Origin of the sequence: Alicyclobacillus acidocaldarius subsp. acidocaldarius DSM 446 (assembly GCF_000024285.1) — a bacterium.
Classification (GTDB): Bacteria; Bacillota; Bacilli; order Alicyclobacillales; family Alicyclobacillaceae; genus Alicyclobacillus; species Alicyclobacillus acidocaldarius.
The window spans coordinates 1,850,713-1,873,232 of sequence record NC_013205.1; the positions used below are offsets into that span (position 1 = coordinate 1,850,713).

Here is a 22,520-nt window from a genome sequence, read left to right on the forward strand (position 1 = left end):
ATGATCACTCCTCCTTGGCGGATGACGAGCTCACCTTCGGGCGCCGATAAAACGGAATCGGTACCACGCGCGCAACATGCCTTTTTCCACGGATCTCGACCTCGAGCGTCTCGCCCACGGCCGCAGCGGACGCGTTCACCAGCGCGAGCCCGATGGGGCGTTCGAGCGTGGGCGACAACGTCCCGGACGTGATCTCGCCAACCCTCTGCTCCCCTCGGAATACCGCATAACCTGTGCGAGGAATGGCGCGATCCGCCATCTCCACCCCCACGAGTCGCCGGCTCGGCCCCGCTTCCGCCTGCGACAGGAGCGCTTCGCGGCCGATGAAGTCGCCCTTGTCGAATTTGACAAACGGCGCAAGCGAAGCTTCAAGAGGCGTGACGTCCCGCCGAAGCTCCTGGCCATACAGCGGCAGACACGCCTCCAGCCGAAGGGTGTCACGCGCCCCGAGACCACACGGCGTGACGCCGAGCGCCTGAAGCGCCTCAAACAACTTGCGAGCCGTCTCGCCATCGGTATACAACTCGAAGCCATCTTCGCCCGTGTAGCCTGTCCGCGAGACCATGATCTCGCCCTCTTGAAAACGAGCGCTCGTAAACGAAAAGGGACGCAAAGAACCGACCAAGAGCCCCAACTGTTCGAGGCGGTCCGCGGCGCGCGGCCCTTGAACCGCGAGGAGCGCCACGTCATCCGACCGATCTGTCACCGTCACGCCGGCCCCCTCGATGTGGTCCCTGAGCCAAGCTACATCCGCCTCCCGGTTGGCGGCATTGACGACGAGCCAGAACCGGTCGTCGCCCAGTTGATACACCAGCAGATCGTCGAGGGTACCGCCGCGATCGTCGGTCATGAGCGTGTACAGCGCCCGACCTGGCCTCAGCCGAGCCAGATCATTCGTCAAAAGGTGCTGTAAGAACGAAAAACTATCAGGCCCGGACACCTCGATCTCGCCCATGTGGGATACGTCAAACATCCCGACATCCGTGCGAACCGCACGGTGCTCGTCCAAGATGCTCGTGTATTGCACGGGCATCTCCCATCCGGAAAACTCCACCATGCGAGCCCCGAAGCGAAGGTGGAGATCATAAAGCGGCGTTCGCTTCCCCAATATCGCCACCGTCCTTGGGCGCAAGAATCGATATCACCTGTCACATACTACATGACTGTAGCGAGCAGAACAAGACGAGGAGGGGGTCGACGTGCGAGAACTCGCAAACGAGTCTTTGAGCGCCAGTGATCGCCCGTGGTCGTTTTCCATCAGCGGATTGGATGTGGAAGCGGAACTCGAGGCGCTCCTCCACGTGGGTCGAGGGACCCGAGACGCCGATTGGGAGCTTTTCCGCCTCGGCGTGATGGCGCGTCAGGCTTGGATTGCACCGACGTTTGACCAACTGCTCGCCCTGGAACACGTGCAGTTCACGCCGCTGCCGCATCAGGTAGAAACTGCTCTCCGGGTCGTGCGCGATCTGCGCGGGAGAGCCATCCTTGCAGATGAGGTGGGGCTCGGCAAAACAATTGAAGCGGGGCTCGTTCTCAAGGAATATCTCGTGAGAGGGCTCGTCCGCAGGGCACTCGTCCTTGTGCCAGCGTCCCTCGTGTCGCAGTGGACCAAGGAGTTGAACCAGAAATTTCGCATCGACGCGATTCCTCAGCGCGACGAATGGACATGGGAGGCGGAGGGCGTCGTCGTTGCCTCCATCGACACGGCCAAGCGGCCCCCGCACGCCGAACGGGTTCAAGCCCAATGGTGGGACATGATCATCGTCGACGAAGCGCACAAGCTGAAAAACCCGAGTACGAAGAACTGGCAGTTGCTGAATCAACTTCAACACAAATACATGCTCCTGCTCACGGCGACGCCCATCCAGAATCAGCTCAAGGAGTTGCACACCCTGGTCACCCTACTCAAGCCTGGAGAACTCGGCAATCCTGCGGAATTTGCCGAACGGTTCGTCGCGAGCCCCCGGACGCCCAAAGATCCCGCGGCCCTGCGTCAGACCATCAGCCGGGTCATGATCCGAAACCGCCGAGAGGACGGATCGCTCGAGCTACCCAAGCGTCACGTGCGCGTGGTGCCTGTCGAATTGACGCCTGAGGAACGCGCGTTTTACGAAGCCGTTCAGGCGTTTTTAAGGAGCGAGTTTGAGCGTTCGCAAACGGCCCGCACGTCCATTCTCCCGCTCATCACGCTGCAGCGCGAGATCTGCAGTTCCGCGTACGCGGCGCTTCTGTCGCTGGAGAAGATGTTGAAGAAGGCGCGCGATCCCGATCGCGCCCGATGCCTGCAGTCGCTGATTGAACAGGGAACCTCCATCCCGTCGTACGCCAAGGTGGAGGCCGTGCTCAAGATGCTGGAGGATGCGCCGGAAAAGATCATCATCTTCACGGAGTACCGAGCGTCGCAAGATTTCTTGATGTACACGCTGAAGAAACATGGGATCAGCGCGGTGCCGTTTCGAGGTGGCTTCCGCCGGGGCAAGAAAGACTGGATGCGGGAGCTGTTCTCGAAGAAGATCCGCGTGCTGGTGGCCACCGAATCCGGCGGAGAAGGCATCAATCTTCAGTTTTGTCACCACATGATCAATTACGACCTCCCCTGGAATCCGATGCGGCTTGAACAGCGCATCGGGCGCATCCATCGTCTCGGCCAAACGCACGCGTGCCACATCGCGCACCTCGTGACGAAGGACACCATTGAAGAACACATCATGGAAATCCTGCAAGAGAAGGTTCGCATGTTTGAGGCCGTGATCGGGCGACTCGATGACATTGTCAGTGACGTCCGATTGGATCTCTGGGAGAAGCGCATCTTCGAAGCAGCCATGACAAGCCGCGACGACGAGGAGTTCGTGACCCAGCTCAAGTCCATCCAGGTGGAAGATCTCATGATGCAAAAAGGAGGTGCTCGTCGCCGTTGAACGCCGAGATCCAAGCGCCGCTGCGAACCCCCGAACAAAGGCTATCATTCTGCGACCGATACTTCACATCCGTGGGGGCTCGCACGCTCGTCGCGCGTCCCATGTACCGGGAGTACGAGCTTCCCGTCGACGTGGACAAGGAACTCATCGAGCGGCCCTTCTACTGGATGTGGGTGGAAGCTACGCGTCAATCGGTCGAACCGACGGTCCTGCGCTTGGCATTCGACGCCGAGGCGCAGGCGCGAGAAGAGGCCCGCCTGAACGCAGAACAGCCCCCTGCGCCGTTCCCTTGGAGCCTCAAACGACGCGTCGAACGCATTGACTTCGGCAGCCCTCTGTTCGACAGGATTCTGCTGAGCGCCGCTCGGCGCGGCCGGATCGCCAGCGTGCGAGAAGGGAACGCGGGAGGCGAACTCGTGCCCTGGATGATGGCCAACGGCGTCTTCGCCTATACGGCAGACCTCAACCGCGAGGAATGGTTCTCCTACGCCATATGTTTGGACAACCTGCAAGTCGTCGACCGGTTCTACGAACGCATTCAACACCGGGACCTATCGGGTGTCCCTGCGTCAGACCTTCTCCGTCACAGTTGCCACACGGTTCACGACGCATGGAGGAAGCTTCAGCGTGCGCTCGCCGATCACGTTGCCGCGCAGGACGATGGTTGGGCCGAGGAAGCGATGGCTCGTCTCCACGGCGATCTCGCCCAGTTGTCCGCCTACTATGAGAGCTTGTTGGATGAGCTCACGGATGAAGAGCGCGTCCCGGTCCTGCAAGAGCGGGATCGGAAGCAGGCCGCGCTGATCGAAAAAAGCGCGCCGCGGATCGAGTGTCGCATTCATCAGGTGGCCCTCGTCGGCCTGCGCGTCCAGCGAGCACGCCCATGACGCCCTTGACCCTTCAGACCAAGGTGCGGAGGTTTCGCTGACGAGCGTCCGGTCCGTCCATTTTGACCAGAATGCACATGCTCATCACGCGAGATCGCAGGGGCGCGACCGTGTCAAGGAGATCGTCAACTCCGCGCCGATACGCATCGGGAGGACTAAAATTGCTGGTAAACCACGTCGACAGTTTGTGATGAAACCGGTAATTGATGACTCGAAACAGCTTCTCCATGCTGAACTCGTTCGCTCGTTCCTGTGCGAATTCGTCGATCCCGAGAACAGGCACCGTGGAAAGCGTCTCGAGAAACGGTTCCAGATCTTCCCCCGCCGCGATGACGTGCCGCATATGATCGAACAGGGAATCCGACCGAACGACCAAAGACGGCACGCCGCGCCGTTGCAACTCGCGAAACACGGCGAACATGAGATGCGTCTTTCCCACGCCCGGAGGCCCGAACAAGTACAGCCCAGCCCGCGGGGCCTCCTGCGGGCTCCAGGTACGCGCGAATTCCTGCGCATATCTCACCACCTTGGGATACTTCCTGGCCTGCTCCTCGGGGAAGTTCTCAAAACGAAACTCGTCCCCAATCTCTGTGACACCCGCCAGCTGCGCATATCGGCGCACGCGTTCCTTGACCACGTACTCCTTGAACGGCATGCATCGGCGAACGCGGGTCGCCAGACCGCGGGAACTCACTTCCAGAACTTGCTCAAAACCACGCATGTCGCCCGCCTTGCCACAGCGCTCAAACCCCGTGCACTGCTCGCAGATCCGCTTCTGACGCAAATACTCGTAAAGCAAGGCACTGTGGCGCACAATGGTCTCTTCGGCAAGCGATGCCTCCTGAAGCTCCGGGATCTCCCGAAGAAAGTACGAAACATCGTAGAGGTCGGCCGACACGTGTGAATGCGGGAGGATGCCTCCGATATGCTGCACGTGGCTTTCGCCCCTTTAGGTCGATTTCAGGCCATTTGAAATTTCTTCAGCGATAGCTTCAGGGGATTTTCCATCGACATCGACAATCTGCGACGCGACTTCATGGTAAAACGCTCCACGTTCGCCCAACAAGCGCGTGATCCTGTCTTCGAGCGGATGCCCTCGCAACATAGGGCGGTGTTCGGCTTCCCCCCGAAGGCGCTCCGCGAGGGTCGTCGGCCGCGCGCGGAGATAGACGACATGGAAATGAGTGCGCAAAAGGCGACGGTTGGCTTGCACGATCACGACGCCCCCTCCTGGGGCCACCACCAGGTGAGACCGGCGAGCGCATCGCGCCAAACACTCCGATTCGAGTGCGCGAAATGACGACTCGCCATCCTGCTCAAAAATCTCCGGGATCGTTCTTCCGGCCGTCTTCTGAATGTCGAGGTCGAGATCGACGAATTCAAATCCAAGGCGGCGCGCAAGGACTGGACCCACGGTCGATTTTCCACACCCCATAAAACCTACCAACGCCACACGCAAGGTTCCCATCACTCCATCATGACCGAGGGCCGTTGTCTTGCCACGATACCACGCCACGCGCGCTCGTGTCGTACACAAAGGACATTGTATCCGACACTGTACCCTCTGTCACTCGGATCGAAACGCTGACCTGCCTACCCGAGGTTGAACTTGTCAGAACCGCCAGATGATCTGCCACGCGAGCCTGAAAGGACGTTGGCAAGTGCCCCCCTTGCGCTAACACGTCTTCCACCGATCGAGCCAGCGCGAACGCAATAGCCCGACACTGAAGAAAACTCAGGTTCCTCGCCTCGGAACGGAGCGCGAGCGAACCCGTCACCATCGTCGCGGCAGCGATCAGCGCCAGACCGGCAGTGCAAGCCAAAACATACCACAACACAAACCCCGATGCTTGACCCGAGCCGTAGCGATAGGCCATCGCGATGCGTCACCCCCCATTCCCGACGTCCCACGACAGGCTCTCGCCGTCCATGGTTTGAACAGATATCGTGAGCAACCATCCCGTCGAAGCGGATTTCTGCGAAGCCGAGAAGGCCCGGACATCGGTCGCAATCACGGCCGTTCCACCTCCTGCCTTGACACGGACGAGTTGGTGATTGGAATTCAGATAGTAGGTATAGAGAGCCCCGCTCATTTCCCGAAGCACGAGGCTTCCCCCAAAGGCACTCGCGCTCGACGCCGCGTGAGCGTCTTCCAAGGTGACGCGCCGCACACTGTCCAAAATTGCCCAATCCTCGGCGACCTGACTTACGCGGCCTGCGCCTCTCAGTACAGCGATCGCCGTCATCGAACACGTCAGAAGGACGAGCGAGGCGATGGAAAGCGAGACCATCGTCTCAAGAAGCGAAAATCCCTCGGTTGCATGTCGGGATGACGATCGTATGCACGGCACTTGTGCCCACATCGAGCGTAACGATTTGATCCTGGCACGCCGCAGCCTGCGTATCCGGCACTTGTGCACAGTGGACTGCGTACACGCGACCGGCTTCCTGCACGGTCTGTGGAATCGAACTGCCATGCATCACATCCTCCATCACGCGTACCTCCGCCGCTTCGACCTGCTGCATCGAGACAGCTTTCTCCAGAACAAGGTAAGCGTGTGTCTGAGACATCCAGATCGCCGGAATCAACATCACCAGAATCAGCGCTGCAAACAGGTTCTCCCATAGCGTCACGCAGTCCATCCTCCCGTCTGCCACCCTGTGCCCATATAGAGACGCACATCGTCTTCGCGCTGCCCATCGGTTAGCCGGATCACGCCGGCCACCTGCGCGTTGCCGAGGTTGTCGTACGAGATGACGTGCACCGGCAATTGAAGGTACCCGTCGACATAGTTCACCCCTAGGGCGAACGCGTCCGACTCGAGCGTCTGAGTACCTTGGAGAAGCCGATAGCCCGTATCGTAGGGGTCCAGCCACACCTCTGTGAAGCTATCACTCGTGGAAGCCAGGTTTTGCATGGCTCGCAGCTGGGCCAATAACGTCGAAGCCGTCGCCCGAAGTGCCATGCCCCTTTCCAACGAGACCAGAGATCCCGTCAGCATCACGACAGAAATGGCTGAAAGGGAGAGAACCACCATGACTTCAAGCAGCGAAAATCCCCCATGGTCTCCCGGACGGAAATGTCGGCAAAAAACGTCACCCATCCAGTCACATCCCTCCAGGGGACAGGCACGTCACGGCGATGTTGTTCGCGTCCGAATCCTGGATGACGTAATTGCCAGACAACGCGTCGTTGGAAAGCAAGCCGTCGGAGACGAGCGCCTGAATTTGTTGAGTCGAATTGCCAGCGGGCAGTTGCCCGTGGATCAGCTGGTACTCGGCCAACGCGGCGGAGATGGTCCGCACATTGCCTGCGCACGCCGTGTTTTGAGCCCTTCCAGACGCCCGCAACAGCTGCGGTGTGATCATCACAATCAGAATGCCGATGATCACGACGGCGATCATGATCTCGATCAAGCTAAACCCTGTGGTTCTTCCTACAGGGCGGCAAACCTTCCTTTGCGGAATCCGTTGCATATCATCACACCTCCTCGAACTTACGACAGGCGCGCAATTGCCTGATACATCGGCACCATGAGGCTATACACCAAGACACCAACCACGAGACCCATCACGCCCACGGCAATGGGCTCTGCCATTTGTGCGATGGACTCTAACCGATGAGCAACGTCCAATTGCATGATGCGCTGCCCTTCTCGCAGCCGGTCCGCTACCTCGCCTGTGATTTCTCCCACCTCGACGAGTGTCAGAAAGAGAGGATCGAGCACGTGTCCAACCGACGCGAACGCTTCAAAAAGGGAGGTACCTTGCCGGAGTCGTTCATGTACCTCCCGCATGTGGCGACCGAGCCCGCCACGCCGGCCTGCAATCCACGCCACAGCATCCCACGCCCCAATTCCGGCCTCGAGTTGCGAAGCAAGTTGATCCGCAAGACGCTCCGTGCGAATTCTGCGAATGAGCCGGTCGAACGGCGGGCGGATGGGCGCGGATGGCCAGCGACTCTTCACCAGATGGGCAACGGTGACCATGAGAAGCGCTGCGGTGAGGATCAGCAAGCATGCGCCCGCGATGGTCGTCGGAGTCAGACCTCGGTGCGCTGCCGCTCCTGGAGTCAGCGCGGCAAGTTTCTGGAGCGTAGGGAGAACCGCGACCATCATGAAACCAAAGAGCCCATACGTACCACACAAGAGAATCAACGGATACGTCAATTGCTTCACAAGCGCCTGACGCCATCGCACGCGATCCATCGTGCGCGCCGCAACGCGCTCCATCCCCTCTGCAAACACCCCGGCTCGTTCAGCCGCCGCGAGGCTCATCCAATCCATCTCTCGAATCCAGACGGAGAACGCCTCCACCAAAGGCTGACCGCGTTCCACCTGTTCTAGGACGGCTTCCGATAGAACCCCGCCGACATACGCGCCGCTCGAACGAAGCGTCGCAGCGGCCAAGCGGACGTCTACCCCCGACTGGAGCATCCGCGAAAACTCCATCATCCACAAGGCGATCTCGCGCTCGATGCGAGGCATGCGGGCCAATCGCGCCAGAGCGCGACGCAAACGAATTCTAGTGCGCCGACGCAAAGCCTTTCCCCACCCTAGACTTCCTCGTCACGCGCCCCGAAATCACCTGCGGCCCGTTGTCATGATGAAATAGGCGTTCCACTCCCAGGACGCGATAGGTTCGGCCACCGTGGCCCGCAGGCTCGACAAACACAACCCCACTTAACACTTCTTCCAGGATGGACACCGGAATCCCCAAGTCGAGAAAGCGCGACGTCACGCCCATCGGCCTGCGGGCGTGAACCGTCGCAATGACGAGTCTCCCGGTCATCGCGGCCCGGCACGCTGCCGCCGCCGAGACCTCATCGCGTACCTCACCGATGAAGATGACGTCGGGATCCTGCCGGACCATGGCTCGAAGCGCCGAATCAAACGTGAGACCGTGCTTTTCCTGAATCTCGACCTGGCGACATCCAGGCACGCGAACCTCCACAGGGTCCTCGATGGTAAACACGGTCCGGCCCTGGTTGAGCAAGTGTTCTAACATCGCGTAAGCCGTGGTGGTTTTTCCGGCTCCAGTACGGCCTGCGAGCGCGATCAACCCGCTATCACGTTGCAACCACCCGCGAACGCGAGACAGCGATTCGTGAGAGAGACCGAGTTCCTCGAGCAGGTGCGCTGAAAGCCCCGGATGAAAGAGGCGCAGGACGAGGGACTCCCCGCCGAAGATAGGGACAGAAGAAGCGCGAATGTGTGCCACTTTCCCGTCTGCCATCCATTGAAAGCTGCCTTCCTGCGGCAGGTGCCTGACGGTGACATCCATGCGTCCCAATGCTTTGAGACGACGGACGGTCTCCTCTGCAAACGCGATTCCGCTCATAAACGGCACCATCTTCCCGCCGATGCGAAACGAGACTTCCAAATGCCCATTCATCAGGTAGAGATGAACGTCGCTCGCGCACGCGCGAATCGCGGCGCTCAGAACCGCATCCACGACTTGAACCGCTGCAAATCGATCCATGGGTCCTCACGCTCCCTTCGCCCGAAGAATTCGCGAAACGAGCGCGACTTCCTGTTTTCTGGAATTTATCTTTCTGATGATTTTGTAAAACGGGGGTGGCGATTATGAAGACCGATGGTCGGAGGGCGCAGTCCACTCATACTGGGCGATGGCAATTTGTTCACCAAACGGAGCAAGCAGAAGGAGCCGTTTTGAGGTCCAGCGAAGGGCGTCATCGCGACCACTCGGCCGCAGTTGTCCTCCAGGATGACTGTGATACGTGGCCCAGATCTCGATACCACGGCGATGCAGGCTCGTAAGCATCTCGATCCACGCGCTCGGCTCGACCGCGAATCCCATGGCGCTTGCCATGATGGGCAGCGCCATGGCCCACGTCCGGCCCTCAGAGATCACGATCAGCCCCGCGCATTCAAACGGCAAGCATTGCCGAACATGCGTCTCCAAAGATGGCCTCAGTTTCTCAGGAAAGGAGGGTGTAACTTCAATCCACAAAGTCGAACACCATATCCCCAATGCGAATCACGTCGCCGTCCTTCGCACCGTGGGCACGCAGAGCGTCGTCCACGCCACGCAATTTCATAATGCGCTGGAATCGTTTTACGGCATCGTACTGATCGAAGTTGGTCATCTGCACAAGTTTCTCGATCTCAGGATGCTCGACGACAAATACGCCGTCCTCTTTCCAAATCTTTAGCGGCTCTTCATCCGCTAGGCGATAGACTTTGCGCGTCGATTCGTCCGCGGACGCGGCTTCTGCCGAAGTGGGCGCGGGCGTGGCCTGCACCAGCTCATAAAGCCGCTCGGCGAACGGTTGAAGTCCTTGATGGGTCGCGCCGGAGATTGGATAAACCTCAAGGTCCGGATATGCGGCCCGAAAACGAGCTAAATTCTCTTGTGCATCGGGCAGATCCATCTTGTTGGCCGCCACGACGCGAGGCCTGTCGGCAAGTTCGGCGCGGTATTTTGCAAGCTCGTCCTCGATGATGCGGTAATCTTCGACGGGATCGCGGCCGTCCACAGCGGCCATGTCGATCACATGGACCAACACCTTTGTTCGCTCGATGTGCCGCAGAAATTGATGGCCGAGCCCGCGGCCCTCATGTGCGCCCTCGATGAGCCCGGGCAAATCGGCCATCACGAACGAACGGCCATCCGACAGTTCAACCACGCCGAGCTCGGGATGAAGCGTGGTGAAAGGATACGCTCCCACCTTTGGCTCGGCGCGCGTCATCGCGCGAAGCAGCGTGGATTTGCCGACCGAAGGATATCCAACGAGCCCAACGTCCGCCAACACCCGAAGTTCGAGCTCGATCACGCGCTCTTCTCCGGGCTCTCCCTTCTCAGCAATTTCGGGGGCCTTGTGAACGGAATTCGCGAAATGCGCGTTTCCCCGCCCCCCACGGCCGCCTCTCGCCACCACGAGCCGGTCTCCCGGCCGAACGAGGTCTCCCAGAAACTCCCCTGTATCGCGATCGCGCACGAGGGTTCCCGGGGGAACCTTGATCACGAGGTCCTCGCCGTCCGCTCCGTGGCGATTCGCTGGACCACCCGGTTCGCCGGACTTCGCCTTAAAGTGACGCTGATACCGAAAATCGACGAGCGTGCGGAGCCCCTCATCCACCACGAGGACCACATCACCGCCGCGGCCCCCGTCGCCACCCGCGGGGCCACCTCGGGGCACGTATTTTTCGCGACGCCACGACACAATGCCGTTGCCGCCGTTCCCGCCTTTCACGTAAATCACCGCGTGATCGACGAACACACCATCACCCCCTTGCAAAGGAAATCCGCGGATAACGAGCTGGCCAGTCCGTGACCTCGAGATCATGAGCGTCCCACTCGACCCGAAGCGTCTTCGCGTTGACAATGAGCTTGATCCGAAGCTGACGACCATCGAGTGCGAGCCGCTCTTCGAGCTCGGTCAAGAACGAGGTCCACTGCTCAACCGAATCGTCTCCAGGCGCCTCCTCCACAAGAATATCGGCCACGACGACATGAGGGCAGCTCGCAAGCGTCCATACCATGAGTTCTGCGCTTGGCAGAACTGCTTGCTGCACGCGACCGAGCGATTGCAGCCACTCGGCAAGTCGGTCGATGGCCGCGATCGCGCGATCGGCCCGATTCATCTGAATGAGCGCCCGAACGATCTGCAGCTGATTCAGAACGTCGTGCCGATGTCGGCGAAACGCTTCGAGACCGGTCCCGCGTTCCAAGCCGTGAGACACGGACCTCCCTCCTTCAACAGAAAAGAGGCAATCTGCCACGCTGTTGCGCACAGACTGCCTCGCCGCAGACTTTCGTCACTTGCCGACGACTTCCGCCTCGCTCGCGATTGGATAGACGCTCACGCGCTTCTTGCCCTTGCCGAACCGCTCGAAGCGCACCTGCCCCGTGATCTTCGCAAACAGCGTGTCGTCCTTGCCGATGCCGACGTTGCGGCCGGGATGGATTTTGGTGCCGCGCTGCCGCACCAGGATGCTGCCAGCGTGCACGACCTTTCCATCGGGCTCCTTGACACCCAGTCGCTTGGAGATGCTGTCGCGGCCGTTCCGCGTGGAGGAAGCGCCCTTCTTGTGCGCAAAACGCTGCAAATCAAGTCGCAACATCATGGATCATCCTTTCCGTCGCTCTTCTATCCCATGCGGAGCGATGTACGCACTACGGATCAGCGCGCACGAACGCGCCGAATGCGCACATGGTCCGGGTACTGCTCCGCGACCTGTTCGATCCCGAACAGCATGCTGTCGAACAACAACTTTGCGCGTGAATTCAGCGCCGGAGGAAAGCGACACAACAATTCATCGCCTCGATCTCGCACCTCGAGGGGCGTATCCGCAAACCGCTCCGCCGAGTTGATGAAATTGTACACCAACACGCTGACGGCCGCACAGACGATATCGCGCCCCGCCTCCGCGTAACCCGCGTGACCGCGAACGCGAAAGCCCTCCAGCCCTTCACCGCGCAGGAGGACGTCAAGCTCGATCATGCGAGCTGAATGGACTCCACCGTGAGCTTGGTGTACGGCTGACGATGACCTTGCTTTTTGTGGTAATTCTTCTTGGGCTTGTACTTGAACACGATGATCTTTTCGCCTCGGCCGTGTTCCACGACCTTCGCGACGACCTTCGCCCCTTGAAGATAAGGCGAGCCCACCTGGACCTGGCCTTCGTTCTGAACGAGAAGGACCTTGTCCAAGACGATTTCCGATCCGACCTCACCCTCGAGCTTCTCCACGACGAGGGTGTCGCCCTGGCTCACCTTGTACTGCTTCCCACCAGTCTCCACAATCGCGTACATCCGACAACGCTCCTTCACTCAGACTCGCTGCTCCGGCAGGCTGCAAGGCGCGCAGCCTTTGAAAGCCGGCGGCATGCGGTTACAGTGATGCACTCGTAGCATTGTATCACAACTTTGAAACATCCACAACGCCAGGATTCGACAGTTCGGACACCGGCGTGTCCCACTTCCCAGCAAACACGGCCTCGACAATGTCCCTTTCCTCCACGATGTCGATCACCCGGTCCTGATCATCGAGCACGTACACCATGTGGACGCGATCCGGCGCAAACTGTCGGACAACATGGCGAACCGGCGTATCTATCCGCGCCACGAGCGCGCGCGCGCGTGCGACAGGTTCCGAGCGCCTGCGCTTCGCGTCCAAAAAGCGAACGATGTCCACGCGCACGTCCCTCAGGCCCTGCCATGCCGAGACGGCGAGAAATAGGCCAAGGACAAGCGCGCCGATGTGCGGCCTGCCGGCAAAGAATGCGATCACGCCGAGCGTCATGAGCAACGCTGCGATCACAAAGCCCATCCGGTACGCTCCTTCCGTCGCGCGCGCGTACCCTACGCTGCGGCTTCGGCTCGACCGCCACAGCCGCCCGCCGTCCAAGGGAAGGCAGGGAAGCAGATTGAACACAGCGAGCCACAGATTGAGCGCCACCCAGGCGCGGTAAGCTTCCGACGACGAAACGCCGCTCGCCGCGAGCGTGAGACCTAGCCATCCCAGCCCGAGGTTGACCGCAGGCCCGGCGATGGCGACCAACGCTTCGTGGCGGGGAACACACCCAAGATCGCCGTTCGCGAGCTTCACGACGCCACCAAACGGCAAAAGCTCGATGGCTTCAACCTTGTAGCCCAACGCGCGCGCCACCGCCGCATGACCCAGTTCGTGCAGGAGGACGCATAGGAACAGGATGGCCACTTGGAGGGCCATATGCGCGACACACGCCGCAAAGGCCGACAACACAAAGAGCGGGTGAATGTTCACCCGCGCCCCCTGGCGCACAGCCCTCGCCCTGCCGGACGTCATGCGCTGCCTCCTGCAAACGATATCCATCGCTGTGGATTCTCATATTTTCCGTCTTTCTCGAGCGAAAATTGAAACACGGGATGAGCGGGGCGGCTGGGCAAGGTCCCAATCTCCTGCCCGGCGAGGACGACATCGTCCGGGTGCACCGCGACGGAACCCAAGCCGCCGTACAGCGCGATCCCGTCCATGCCGTGATCGATCTTCACCAAATACGTGTGACCCGTCTGATACACGCCCAACACGGTCCCAGGCGCCGCTGCCTGCACCGGATCGCCAGCATCTCCCTGCACCCAGACTTCCGGATGATTGGGGCCGTAGCCCTGGATCACGCGACCGAAGACGGGCGCCCGCATGCCCGCAGCCTGAACCACGCCGAGCGAGATGGGGCGGACGCGGAGCGAAGCCAACAGGCGATCCAGCGCAGGCTGCACGTGAGACGTGTAGTCCGCATCGAACGCATCGACGGCATGCGCGGCGATGGACGAAGGAATCCGCGGATCGTGTTCCAGCGCGTAGCCCGCGGCCACGAGCACCAGCGCACCAAACAGCTGCCAGGTCAACCGAGGCGTTCCGCGCGCCGCGCCCTTTTTTCCGGCCGCATGAGGCTGAAATCCGCGCGCGGATCTCGGGGAGCGCAATCGCACCGGGCGAAGCCAGGCCGCGCTCTCGACCTGCCGAATTCCCCCGTCGTCGTCCGCTGACCCGTATGGGGAAAGCGGCGACTCCGGCCAGTCCCCGCCACCTGAGTCGCCCGTCGTCCACCGACTTGGCGCCTGGCGAGCATCGGCCTCAGAACCGTTCGAATCGTCCGCCCGAGAGGGCTCCTGTCGTTTCCACGACCAGGCTCCGAGATTTCGTGGCATACCCGTCCTCCTCTCACCACATCTGTACGCGATGAGGAGGACAGGTATGCACGTGGCTTTTCAGCGGCCGCCCACCCACTTGCGGAATCGACCCCAAAGTCCCGCTTTCTCTTCGAGGTGCATGAGCGGGACGGATTCGCCGAGGATCCGCCTTGCGATGTTGCGATACGCCGTTGCGGCGGGGACGGACGTGTCCAACACGACGGGTTCGCCGCGGTTGCTGTTTCGGATGACCCGTTCGTCATCCGGAATCACGCCGAGGAGATCGCAACCCAAAACCTGGACGATCTCGTCAATATCCAACATGTCTCCGCGCTTCACCATGTCCGGACGGATGCGATTGACGATAAGCCTTGGCTCCCCGACCTTGTCCCGCTCCAACAGCCCGAGCACGCGGTCCGCATCCCGCACCGCCGTGTGTTCCGGGGTCGTGACGACGATAGCCATGTCGGCCGGCGCAACGGCCACCCGAAACCCTTCCTCGATCCCTGCGGGACAGTCGATCATCACGAAATCGAACGACTGCTTGAGTTCGTTCACCAATTCAACCATTTTTTCGACGGAGAGCGCCCGCTTGTCCTTGGTCTGCGCGGCCGGGAGCAAGACGAGGTGTTCGAATCGCTTGTCGCGGATGAGCGCCTGTTCGAGTCGACAATCGCCGTTGGCCACGTCGACGATGTCGTAGATGATCCGGTTCTCCAGCCCCATCACGACGTCAAGGTTCCTCAGCCCAATATCGGCGTCCACCATACACACCTTTTTCCCAAGGAGGGCGAGCGCCGTCGACACATTGGCCGTGGTCGTGGTCTTGCCCACGCCGCCTTTGCCGGATGTCATCACAATTGCGGTGCCCACTCGCATCACCTTCGCTCTTCACGACCGGAACGTTTTCGGAGTTTGTGCCACGGAAGAAAGTATTTCATCTCCGCCACGCGCATCTCTCGGCCTTCCAGATAGGCGTACTCCATCGTCGCGCGCATCTGGGGGGCACGGCTGACCACATCTGCGATGCGAATTTGCATCGGCGCAAACTCTGCGGCCGCGACGATCGCCGTTTCATCGCCGCCCACGCCCGCGTGCGCGATGCCCAGCAGGCGGCCGAACACGTAGATGTCTCCTGTCGCTTCCACCACGGCGCTCGGGTTCACATCCCCGATGATCACCACATCCCCGTCAAAGGACAGGGGTTGCCCTGAACGCACCAAGCCGTGATAGATATGTTGCGCGCGCGCCTCATGGTGACGGCGCGAAGCGTCGCGCGCCTCCGGAGCGCTGCCCCAAGCCCTCACCAGGAAGTTGTCTCGCTTCCGGAACACGTCGAGAATGCGCCAGGTCTCCTGGGGGGTCAAGGATCGCTTGCCGTAATCGACGTACACGTCCACAGTGGGGCCTTCGAACAGCTTTCCGGTTTCGCCCGTGATGAGGGTCTCGAGATACGCGCAGACGCGTTCCACGTCCGCTCGCTCATCGAGCAAGAACGTGAGTCCTTCGCGCGTGCCCTTCACAGTCACCGGAGGCCTATGATCCATCAGCGGCTCACTCTCTAAAATCAACGGCTGCTCCCTCCAGGATGGCGCGATCGCCCAACAGGCAATATTCGCCCTGAATTCGCCGATTTCCTTCCGATCAACGAAATCAGCGAGTTCAGGGCGAATCCGCAGCGTGCAAAGAATCGTATCTGCGCCGTCGAGGGCGGGTGAACCAAGCTCTGTACACCGGATACAGGGCGAGCGCCACCACACCGTTTACGATCATCGCCTGCAGCGACGCAGACAGCGCGTACTGGATGGAGTCGCTGGTCAATTCGAACAAGCGCATGAAACCGTAGGTCAACCACGAATGCACAAAGCTGAGACCCATGGTGGTCAGGAAGGCGATGGCAAGATTCTTCTGCATGAACTGACTGAAGACCGCCGCTGCGATATAGGCGGTCAGTCCGTACGCGAATGCGTTCAGTCCGATGAATGGCCCATAGCAGACATCCTGGATGAGGCCAATCGCAATCCCGAAGACCATCGCCAGGTTCGCGCCCCGGAACAGCGCGAGTAGTACGAGGATCACCAGCACGAAATCCGGATGAATGACGTCCATCGGCGGAATCTCGAACAGCGTGGCCTGGAGAATCAGGCCGATCCATAGGGTCACGAACGCGATCGCGGCCTTCACGGTGAACTCCCCTGTTCCCGCACGACGAATACGTCCTGCAAGAAGTCCATCTGAGCTGCGGGCTGGACGATCGCAGATTTGGCGGTGTTGTGCGCCCCGTAGATCACCTTCGTGATGGTGCCAATCACGAGCCCCCGGGGGAAGACGTCGCCGAGCCCCGATGTCACGACTTCATCGCCCACCAGTTGAGAGGAAGGCAATTGAATGATCTGGCCGAGGAAGTCCAGGTTGAGCTCACCTGGGCTCGTGGTGGACCCGGTGACCACGCCGAACGGCTGCATGTGGCTCGCCTCAACGAGGGCGGAGACGCCATCTCCCAGTTCTGTGTCGGTGATGAGCACCACCCTGGCGCTGTGCGCGCTCACCGTGTCCACGCGCCCAACGAGACTCCCGTCCGGTGCCACCACGGCCATGTTCGGCTGCACGCCGTTCGCGCTGCCCACGTCGATGGTGAGGGCCGAGTTCCATTCTGACGGCTCGCGTCCCACCACCACAGCCGGAATCTCATGCAGCTGGTTGACCGTGCGGCGATAGAAATGGAGCATGGTCTCCAGGCGCTGATTCTCCGCTTGAGCATCCGCGAGTTCGGCGCGCAGGGCTTGGTAATTCTCCATCTCCTGTTTCAGCGCCGCGTTCTCTTCGTACATTTGGCGAAGATTCGACAGACCCGCAAAAAACCCCGTCAGCTTGCTCACAGGCCGATACACGATTCCGGACACGGCGCTCTGGATGTCCATCAACACGCGCTCTGGAAAGGTCGCGCGGCGTCCCGTCTGCGACAGCGTCAGTCCCGCGATGATCATGAGGACAATGAGGCTGCCGAGGAACAGGAACAGCCGGCGACTCGTCAAATATCGGGACACGGGTATCCCTCTTCTCCGTCACCTTACGCCCTGCCTTGGGCGCGCCGCATGGCGGCCGAGCGTTTGCGGTACACGTCATAATTATCCAGTGCCTTCCCCGTACCGATGGCCACGCAATCGAGCGGGTTCTCCGCGACGAGGACCGGCATGCCCGTCTCCCGGGCCAGCCGCTTGTCGAGGTTGCGAAGCAGCGCTCCGCCGCCCGTGAGGACGATGCCGCGGTCCATGATATCGGCAGCCAACTCCGGCGGGGACTTCTCCAGCGTCACTTTCACCGCGTCCACGATGGCGAGCACGGTGTCGGACAGCGCTTCGCTGATTTCCTTCGACGTGATGGTCACGTTCCGAGGCAACCCGGTCAACAGATCTCGGCCGCGGATTTCCATCGAACGCTCCTCGTCGAGATCGTCGGCTGCCCCAATCTGAATCTTGAGGTCCTCGGCCGTTCGCTCCCCGATCATCAGATTGTACGTCTTCTTCACGTACTGGATGATGGCCTCGTCCATCTCGTCGCCTGCCACGCGAATCGACTTCGACGTGACAATGCCGCCGAGGGAGATGATGGCCACTTCCGTCGTGCCGCCGCCGATATCCACCACCATCGAGCCCGTCGGCTCACCGACCGGCAGCCCGGCACCGATGGCGGCAGCCATCGGCTCCTCAATGACCTGCGCGTCCTTGGCGCCGGCCTCGAGAGCCGCATCTTCGACAGCGCGCCGCTCCACGGCGGTGATGCCGGACGGAACGCTGATCATCACGCGGGGTTTCCCGGACCACGACGATTTCGTCTTCATCGCCTGGCGGATGAAGTGGCGCAGCATGGCCGACGTGGTCTGAAAATCGGCGATCACGCCGTCCTTCATGGGCCGGACCGCCACGATGTTGCCCGGCGTGCGCCCGATCATCTGCTTCGCCTCGGCGCCCACGGCCTCAATGCTGCCGGTGTCCGTGCGAATGGCGACGACCGAAGGCTCGCGGACCACAATGCCCTTGCCCTTCACGTAGACCAGCGTGTTCGCCGTACCCAAATCAACACCCATATCCCTTACGGAAAACATTCAACCGTGACTCCTCTCATGAAGTAGAATCCAAATACCCTTCCGCGCGCAAACTGACAAATCGCCCGTCGCCAATCACGATATGGTCCAGCACCTCGATGCCGAGCACCCGCCCCGCCTCGACGAGACGCTTTGTGACCGCAATATCTTCAGGGCTAGGAGATGGGTCGCCACTGGGGTGATTATGTATGCACAAGATGCTCGAAGCGCTGATGCGGATCGCGCGGCGAAAGATCTCGCGCGGATGTACGATAGAAGCATCCAGGCTGCCCACGGACGACGTATCTTCAGCCAGGACTCGATGCTTCGTGTCCAAAAGAAGAGTTACAAAATGTTCCTTTTTAAGATACCTCAGTCGGTCCATGACATACTTTGCGGCGTCTTCCGCGGTGCGGATCTGCCGCTTTTCGCCCGGCGGCTTTCGGGCCACGCGACGTCCCAACTCGACCGCCGCCGCGATTTGAACGGCCTTCGCCGGCCCGATTCCGGGCACGCTCAACAGCTCCGCCACCTCGAGATCCGCAAGCCTGTCGAGATCGCCCAGATGTCGACAGAGCGACTGCGCGATCTCGTACACGTTCTGCTTCCCGTTGCCCGACTGCATGATGCAGGCCAAAAGCTCGTCCACGCGCAGCGCGCTCGGTCCGAGCCGCATCAGGCGCTCGCGCGGTCCATCCTCCAACTCCGACGCAACACAAACATCCCAGTCCACGTCCATCCCACCTCGTCTCCCGCGGATGCCCTGAGCATACGGAAACGAGCGGAATGGGACAAACGGCTTCGGTAAAAATGATGGTACGGAAGTTGAAAACCCAAAAAAAGGGTCCGGTGCGTCCGGACGGATCGAAAGCGCTACGAAACCTGCAACGGCATCGCGACAGGTCTCATCGGTTCACACCGCGAGCATACCGCGACGGTACTATTGTGAACATGTTCGACACCGTTCGTCAATGGCTCATTTTCGACAACTCGACGAGGCCGGGCCATCCGCACAAGTGGAGCCAGTCGTTCAAAGCGCGCACCGCCTGCGATTCACAGCGGCGCGCGGCACCCTGATGAACCGAGGTCCGCATGCCCTGAAGCGCCTGATAGAGGTCCGTCCCAAAGCGGCCCTCACCATTTGGCCACCCGCTCCACGTCGTCGGTGGGATGGCGAGAGCATTCGCGAGCGCTCGCTCGGCATCCTCCTGCCTCCCCCCGTCGGCCGCCCAGGACACGGCCGCCAACAGCGCGCTTTCCGCGAGAGCGAGCGCGTTTTCGTCCTGATTCACCGCAGCTTGTGGAAGTACCCCCGGAAGCATCGCCGCGCCCGCGCGCAGACGAACCGCCTGGATGTCATAGTCACCAGGGCGCAGACGAGCCTCCTGAAACCAGTGGCGGATGCCAACGGGCGTCAGCGCGAGCCATGCTGAACCCCCAGACGAGCGCAGCGGGATGGCGACCTCGATGGACAGCCCAGGATACGCCACGGGCGTCGAAGGGCTTGCCACCGCACCGGTCGACGATCCACGCGCTTCCGTTCGAATGGCCGGCACATGGGCCACGGGTGCGGCAAGCTGATGAAATCCAACGAGCGCCAGGGAGCCGAGCATCATCCCACTCGCCAATCCAGTCTTCAGCCCGGCTTGAAAGCGCCCTTCTCCCGGCGGAAGGATCCATTCTCGCATGGCCGCGACGGCGCGGTTCAGGCGCGAGCGCGAAGTCGACGGCGATCGCGCCTCCTCGATCCGCGCGCGCATCGCGGTGAGGGTGATGGGGGCGCGGCGGCGCTCGATCCGGAGCACCGGTTCGTCTTCCTCCGAAGCGGTGCCGCGATCGGGAACGGTCCAGGTCTGCGTCCCCATCCGGACGCGAACCGTGTGCGATGGCGGCTTGCGATTTCCGTGGCTGTGAATCGGGTTCGATGCGTTCAATTCGACCGCCTCCCGGCCGTTTCACGTGATGATCACGGCTAGTCTATGAGCCGGAAGTAGGCGGTATGCAAAAATCGAGAGATTCGGTAGGGGAAAGCCCCTCCGCGCGAACCCTCTGTTCAAAAGACGCGCGCGAGGGGCGAGAGGTTCAATCGGTGTCCTCTGGAGAGAAGAGATAGAACGTGAGATTCCCGGCGGTGTACGTGTGCATCTGCGCCCCGATGAGCGGATCGATCTCGTCCACCGGCACCATCCACACGCCGTTCGAGCGAATCAGAGGCGCCTTCAGGTGAACCGGTTCACCGTCGACCGTGACTTTGCCGGAGCGCTCGTCGATGGCGACATCGTGCCCTTGGTACGAGAAACGGGCCACACCCTTCGCCTCGCGCAGAATGACGTCGAGGTTCTGCGCGTAGTGGTTCAAGCTCAGATACGTCAAACCATGGACGATCTGCGGCTGCGCGTCCGGTGTCACGGGCTCACCCGTCGTGGGATCCAGAAAGACGGGCGGATTGTTCAGGTGCCAGTCGAACATGTTCATCAACGATCCGGCCAGGGTGTCGTAGGACGCCGGCCCGAGCGAACCGAGTCCCCAGTTTTGCTCGATGAACTTGAGCACGGAGGTCTGATCGATCAGGGTGTTGTCCACGAAGTTGTGCTTTGCATACGGCGAAATGACCAGGAAGGGCACGCGGGGGCCATAACCCGCGCGGTCCGTGCCGTTCTGCAGCACCGGCTTGCCTCCGAGGACGTCGACAGCCGGATCGTTCGAACCGTTGACGAGCGGAGGCATGACATGATCGTACCAACCGTCCGAATCGTCGTAGGTGATGATGATGGCGGTCGAGGACCAATCCGGCGACGCCTCAATCAGGTTGATGGTCTGCACCAACCATCGCTGCTCGTCGAGCGGATCGGAGTAACCTGCGTGGCCGTCCTCGTATTCTGGCGCCTTCAGAAAACTGACGGCTGGCATGTTTCCGTTTTGAAGCGCCATGAAGAAGTCCGTGATGTCATATTGATGGTTCGCCTGGTCCGTCCGGCCGATCATCGACACGCTGGACGGTGGCAGGTGATTGGGATTGGCGGTGGACGCATAATACTGGAACGGTTCGTGGTGCGCGCTGTAGTCGGTGGTCTCGTCGGTGCCGGCGATGTTGTTGTCCTTCGCGTTGGGATTGGCGAAGCCGCCTTGGAACCAGCCCCACGTGACGCCCTTCGCGTTCAGAAGGTCCCCGATGTTCTTGCCGGACATGGCCATGGTCATGCCCTTGGAGGCGCTGTCGTAGTAGGGATCAATGTCGCCGATATCCACGCCATTCTGGGTGACGGCATTCGTGGGGAAGTTTTTGCTTCCCGGCTGTAACACCTGCGCCGTGCCCGTCGTCTGATTGGACGAATACACCGTCGCGCCTGCCGTATCGCCCGAGATCAGGTTGATGGCGCCTGGCGTGGACGGCCCGTACTGCGTGCAGTACGCGTTGTCGTTCAACGCGAAGTGCTGCGCGTAGTACCACAGCGCGGTGACCGTGTTGCCGTCGTAGTAGTCGAGATCGATTGGATTTCCCCGGCCCACGGTGTTGATGAAATTGTCCATGCGACCGCCGTCGACCGCCTGTTGCTCAGGCGTGTAGTTGTGGTTCATGTCCGGCGTCACGGCCTTCGAACGATCCAGGCGCTGCGGATTCGCGCCATTCGGGTTGTTGGTGAGCAAACTGCCCGAAAGGCCGTTGACGCTCGGCGTGTCAGGCGCCGCGTAGAACGGCGGCTCGCCTGAGGGATTTGCGGCGTTCGGATACGTACCAAAGTAGTGGTCGAAGGATACGTTCTCGTCAAAGATGACCACCAGATGGTGAATCGGTGTCGCCGTGTTGGCGGACGGCGCGACCGTGTCGCTGGCGAGCGCCTGCGGGGCCATCGCCGTGAGCAAGGCCACGGATGTCGCCAAGACAGGAGACCATCGTCTGACTTTCACAGTGGGTGAACCCCCTCCCCAATTGGTGCCACGAGCCGAATGTAACCGGGAATTGTTGAAAGCCTATGAATCTCAGGTGAAGGG

Annotated in this window: 27 protein-coding genes and 1 other annotated feature; of the genes, 2 read left to right on the plus strand and 25 right to left on the minus strand. The window is 60.9% G+C overall.

Translation table 11 applies throughout. From position 1 onward, the window contains the following. Window positions 1–4: 4 nt before the first annotated feature. Window positions 5–1,108, minus strand: a complete 1,104-nt coding sequence (gcvT, locus tag AACI_RS08865; RefSeq protein WP_012811103.1) for a glycine cleavage system aminomethyltransferase GcvT — start codon at window positions 1,106–1,108, stop codon at window positions 5–7. 91 nt (window positions 1,109–1,199) lie between these two features. Between gcvT and AACI_RS08870 the strand changes: the two genes are divergently transcribed. Both AACI_RS08870 and AACI_RS08875 read left to right on the plus strand, forming a co-directional pair. Then, the gene (locus tag AACI_RS08870) at window positions 1,200–2,918 is read left to right on the plus strand and encodes a DEAD/DEAH box helicase (protein WP_012811104.1); all 1,719 of its coding nucleotides are present in this window, start codon (window positions 1,200–1,202) and stop codon (window positions 2,916–2,918) included. Next, complete coding sequence (locus AACI_RS08875) at window positions 2,915–3,805, plus strand: YqhG family protein (RefSeq protein WP_012811105.1); 891 nt, start codon at window positions 2,915–2,917, stop codon at window positions 3,803–3,805. The genes AACI_RS08870 and AACI_RS08875 overlap by 4 nt, the downstream gene beginning before the upstream one ends. A gap of 13 nt (window positions 3,806–3,818) precedes the next feature. Here AACI_RS08875 and zapE read toward each other — a convergent pair whose 3' ends face one another. From zapE to AACI_RS09000, 24 genes are all read right to left on the minus strand, one after another. Beyond that, window positions 3,819–4,703: an AFG1/ZapE family ATPase gene (zapE, locus tag AACI_RS08880; RefSeq protein ID WP_245530504.1), complete on the minus strand. Its 885-nt coding sequence runs from the start codon at window positions 4,701–4,703 to the stop codon at window positions 3,819–3,821. A gap of 51 nt (window positions 4,704–4,754) precedes the next feature. Continuing rightward, window positions 4,755–5,321: a shikimate kinase gene (locus AACI_RS08885; protein WP_245530506.1), complete on the minus strand. Its 567-nt coding sequence runs from the start codon at window positions 5,319–5,321 to the stop codon at window positions 4,755–4,757. Between the two features lie 370 nt (window positions 5,322–5,691). Then, entirely contained in the window at window positions 5,692–6,051 is a 360-nt protein-coding gene (locus AACI_RS08895) for a hypothetical protein (protein ID WP_245530508.1), read from the minus strand. A gap of 49 nt (window positions 6,052–6,100) precedes the next feature. Further along, a complete protein-coding gene (locus AACI_RS16585) occupies window positions 6,101–6,448 on the minus strand; it encodes a hypothetical protein (RefSeq protein ID WP_041707464.1) in 348 nt (115 codons plus the stop codon). Next, window positions 6,436–6,909, minus strand: a complete 474-nt coding sequence (locus AACI_RS08905; protein WP_012811111.1) for a pilus assembly FimT family protein — start codon at window positions 6,907–6,909, stop codon at window positions 6,436–6,438. Before AACI_RS08905 ends, AACI_RS16585 begins: the two co-directional genes overlap by 13 nt. 4 nt (window positions 6,910–6,913) lie before the next feature. Beyond that, window positions 6,914–7,282 (minus strand): competence type IV pilus major pilin ComGC, encoded by a 369-nt coding sequence (locus AACI_RS08910; protein ID WP_012811112.1) that lies wholly within the window; start codon window positions 7,280–7,282, stop codon window positions 6,914–6,916. Between the two features lie 20 nt (window positions 7,283–7,302). Continuing rightward, window positions 7,303–8,322, minus strand: coding sequence for a type II secretion system F family protein (locus tag AACI_RS08915; RefSeq protein WP_245530513.1), 1,020 nt, complete (start codon window positions 8,320–8,322; stop codon window positions 7,303–7,305). 7 nt (window positions 8,323–8,329) lie between these two features. Then, window positions 8,330–9,286: an ATPase, T2SS/T4P/T4SS family gene (locus AACI_RS08920; RefSeq protein WP_012811114.1), complete on the minus strand. Its 957-nt coding sequence runs from the start codon at window positions 9,284–9,286 to the stop codon at window positions 8,330–8,332. 102 nt (window positions 9,287–9,388) lie between these two features. Next, window positions 9,389–9,778 carry a Mov34/MPN/PAD-1 family protein gene (locus AACI_RS08925; protein WP_148213768.1) on the minus strand — a complete coding sequence of 130 codons (390 nt, stop codon included), beginning with the start codon at window positions 9,776–9,778 and terminating at the stop codon, window positions 9,389–9,391. Next, window positions 9,768–11,048 carry a GTPase ObgE gene (gene obgE, locus AACI_RS08930; RefSeq protein ID WP_012811116.1) on the minus strand — a complete coding sequence of 427 codons (1,281 nt, stop codon included), beginning with the start codon at window positions 11,046–11,048 and terminating at the stop codon, window positions 9,768–9,770. The genes AACI_RS08925 and obgE overlap by 11 nt, the downstream gene beginning before the upstream one ends. 4 nt (window positions 11,049–11,052) lie before the next feature. Next, window positions 11,053–11,511: a Spo0B domain-containing protein gene (locus AACI_RS08935; RefSeq protein ID WP_012811117.1), complete on the minus strand. Its 459-nt coding sequence runs from the start codon at window positions 11,509–11,511 to the stop codon at window positions 11,053–11,055. A gap of 75 nt (window positions 11,512–11,586) precedes the next feature. Continuing rightward, on the minus strand, window positions 11,587–11,892 hold the full coding sequence (gene rpmA / locus AACI_RS08940; RefSeq protein WP_041707465.1) for a 50S ribosomal protein L27: 306 nt from the start codon (window positions 11,890–11,892) through the stop codon (window positions 11,587–11,589). A 59-nt stretch (window positions 11,893–11,951) separates the two neighbouring features. Next, window positions 11,952–12,272 (minus strand): ribosomal-processing cysteine protease Prp, encoded by a 321-nt coding sequence (locus tag AACI_RS08945; RefSeq protein ID WP_012811119.1) that lies wholly within the window; start codon window positions 12,270–12,272, stop codon window positions 11,952–11,954. Beyond that, entirely contained in the window at window positions 12,269–12,583 is a 315-nt protein-coding gene (rplU, locus tag AACI_RS08950; RefSeq protein WP_012811120.1) for a 50S ribosomal protein L21, read from the minus strand. The genes AACI_RS08945 and rplU overlap by 4 nt, the downstream gene beginning before the upstream one ends. Before the next feature lie 10 nt (window positions 12,584–12,593). Next, window positions 12,594–12,674 (minus strand) — a sequence feature (ribosomal protein L21 leader region). A gap of 15 nt (window positions 12,675–12,689) precedes the next feature. Next, window positions 12,690–13,598 carry a site-2 protease family protein gene (locus AACI_RS08955; RefSeq protein ID WP_012811121.1) on the minus strand — a complete coding sequence of 303 codons (909 nt, stop codon included), beginning with the start codon at window positions 13,596–13,598 and terminating at the stop codon, window positions 12,690–12,692. Then, a complete protein-coding gene (locus AACI_RS08960; protein ID WP_012811122.1) occupies window positions 13,595–14,461 on the minus strand; it encodes a murein hydrolase activator EnvC family protein in 867 nt (288 codons plus the stop codon). Before AACI_RS08960 ends, AACI_RS08955 begins: the two co-directional genes overlap by 4 nt. Before the next feature lie 60 nt (window positions 14,462–14,521). Further along, on the minus strand, window positions 14,522–15,316 hold the full coding sequence (minD, locus tag AACI_RS08965) for a septum site-determining protein MinD (protein ID WP_041707469.1): 795 nt from the start codon (window positions 15,314–15,316) through the stop codon (window positions 14,522–14,524). Between the two features lie 5 nt (window positions 15,317–15,321). Continuing rightward, complete coding sequence (locus AACI_RS08970) at window positions 15,322–15,990, minus strand: septum site-determining protein MinC (RefSeq protein WP_245530516.1); 669 nt, start codon at window positions 15,988–15,990, stop codon at window positions 15,322–15,324. Window positions 15,991–16,105: 115 nt separating this feature from the next. After that, window positions 16,106–16,627, minus strand: coding sequence for a rod shape-determining protein MreD (gene mreD, locus AACI_RS08975; protein ID WP_012811125.1), 522 nt, complete (start codon window positions 16,625–16,627; stop codon window positions 16,106–16,108). Beyond that, window positions 16,624–17,490, minus strand: a complete 867-nt coding sequence (mreC, locus tag AACI_RS08980; protein ID WP_012811126.1) for a rod shape-determining protein MreC — start codon at window positions 17,488–17,490, stop codon at window positions 16,624–16,626. Before mreC ends, mreD begins: the two co-directional genes overlap by 4 nt. Before the next feature lie 23 nt (window positions 17,491–17,513). Then, complete coding sequence (locus AACI_RS08985; protein ID WP_008340921.1) at window positions 17,514–18,548, minus strand: rod shape-determining protein; 1,035 nt, start codon at window positions 18,546–18,548, stop codon at window positions 17,514–17,516. A 16-nt stretch (window positions 18,549–18,564) separates the two neighbouring features. Continuing rightward, window positions 18,565–19,266 carry a RadC family protein gene (gene radC, locus AACI_RS08990; protein WP_012811127.1) on the minus strand — a complete coding sequence of 234 codons (702 nt, stop codon included), beginning with the start codon at window positions 19,264–19,266 and terminating at the stop codon, window positions 18,565–18,567. A gap of 229 nt (window positions 19,267–19,495) precedes the next feature. Then, window positions 19,496–20,461, minus strand: coding sequence for a hypothetical protein (locus tag AACI_RS08995; protein ID WP_012811128.1), 966 nt, complete (start codon window positions 20,459–20,461; stop codon window positions 19,496–19,498). 148 nt (window positions 20,462–20,609) lie between these two features. After that, on the minus strand, window positions 20,610–22,409 hold the full coding sequence (locus AACI_RS09000; protein ID WP_245530518.1) for a phospholipase C: 1,800 nt from the start codon (window positions 22,407–22,409) through the stop codon (window positions 20,610–20,612). Window positions 22,410–22,520 lie beyond the last annotated feature (111 nt).

Bases quoted from the DNA above. Each gene is read 5' to 3' on its own strand.
- AACI_RS08985 (WP_008340921.1), bottom strand. From the start codon at position 18,548: ATGTTTTCCGTAAGGGATATGGGTGTTGATTTGGGTACGGCGAACACG.
- AACI_RS08945 (WP_012811119.1), bottom strand. From the start codon at position 12,272: ATGATCGAGCTTGACGTCCTCCTGCGCGGTGAAGGGCTGGAGGGCTTT.
- rplU (WP_012811120.1), bottom strand. From the start codon at position 12,583: ATGTACGCGATTGTGGAGACTGGTGGGAAGCAGTACAAGGTGAGCCAG.
- AACI_RS08960 (WP_012811122.1), bottom strand. From the start codon at position 14,461: ATGCCACGAAATCTCGGAGCCTGGTCGTGGAAACGACAGGAGCCCTCT.
- AACI_RS08905 (WP_012811111.1), bottom strand. From the start codon at position 6,909: ATGGGTGACGTTTTTTGCCGACATTTCCGTCCGGGAGACCATGGGGGA.
- AACI_RS08970 (WP_245530516.1), bottom strand. From the start codon at position 15,990: ATGGATCATAGGCCTCCGGTGACTGTGAAGGGCACGCGCGAAGGACTC.
- radC (WP_012811127.1), bottom strand. From the start codon at position 19,266: ATGGACGTGGACTGGGATGTTTGTGTTGCGTCGGAGTTGGAGGATGGA.
- AACI_RS08895 (WP_245530508.1), bottom strand. From the start codon at position 6,051: ATGACGGCGATCGCTGTACTGAGAGGCGCAGGCCGCGTAAGTCAGGTC.
- AACI_RS16585 (WP_041707464.1), bottom strand. From the start codon at position 6,448: ATGGACTGCGTGACGCTATGGGAGAACCTGTTTGCAGCGCTGATTCTG.
- rpmA (WP_041707465.1), bottom strand. From the start codon at position 11,892: ATGTTGCGACTTGATTTGCAGCGTTTTGCGCACAAGAAGGGCGCTTCC.
- AACI_RS08955 (WP_012811121.1), bottom strand. From the start codon at position 13,598: ATGACGTCCGGCAGGGCGAGGGCTGTGCGCCAGGGGGCGCGGGTGAAC.
- AACI_RS08920 (WP_012811114.1), bottom strand. From the start codon at position 9,286: ATGGATCGATTTGCAGCGGTTCAAGTCGTGGATGCGGTTCTGAGCGCC.
- AACI_RS08910 (WP_012811112.1), bottom strand. From the start codon at position 7,282: ATGCAACGGATTCCGCAAAGGAAGGTTTGCCGCCCTGTAGGAAGAACC.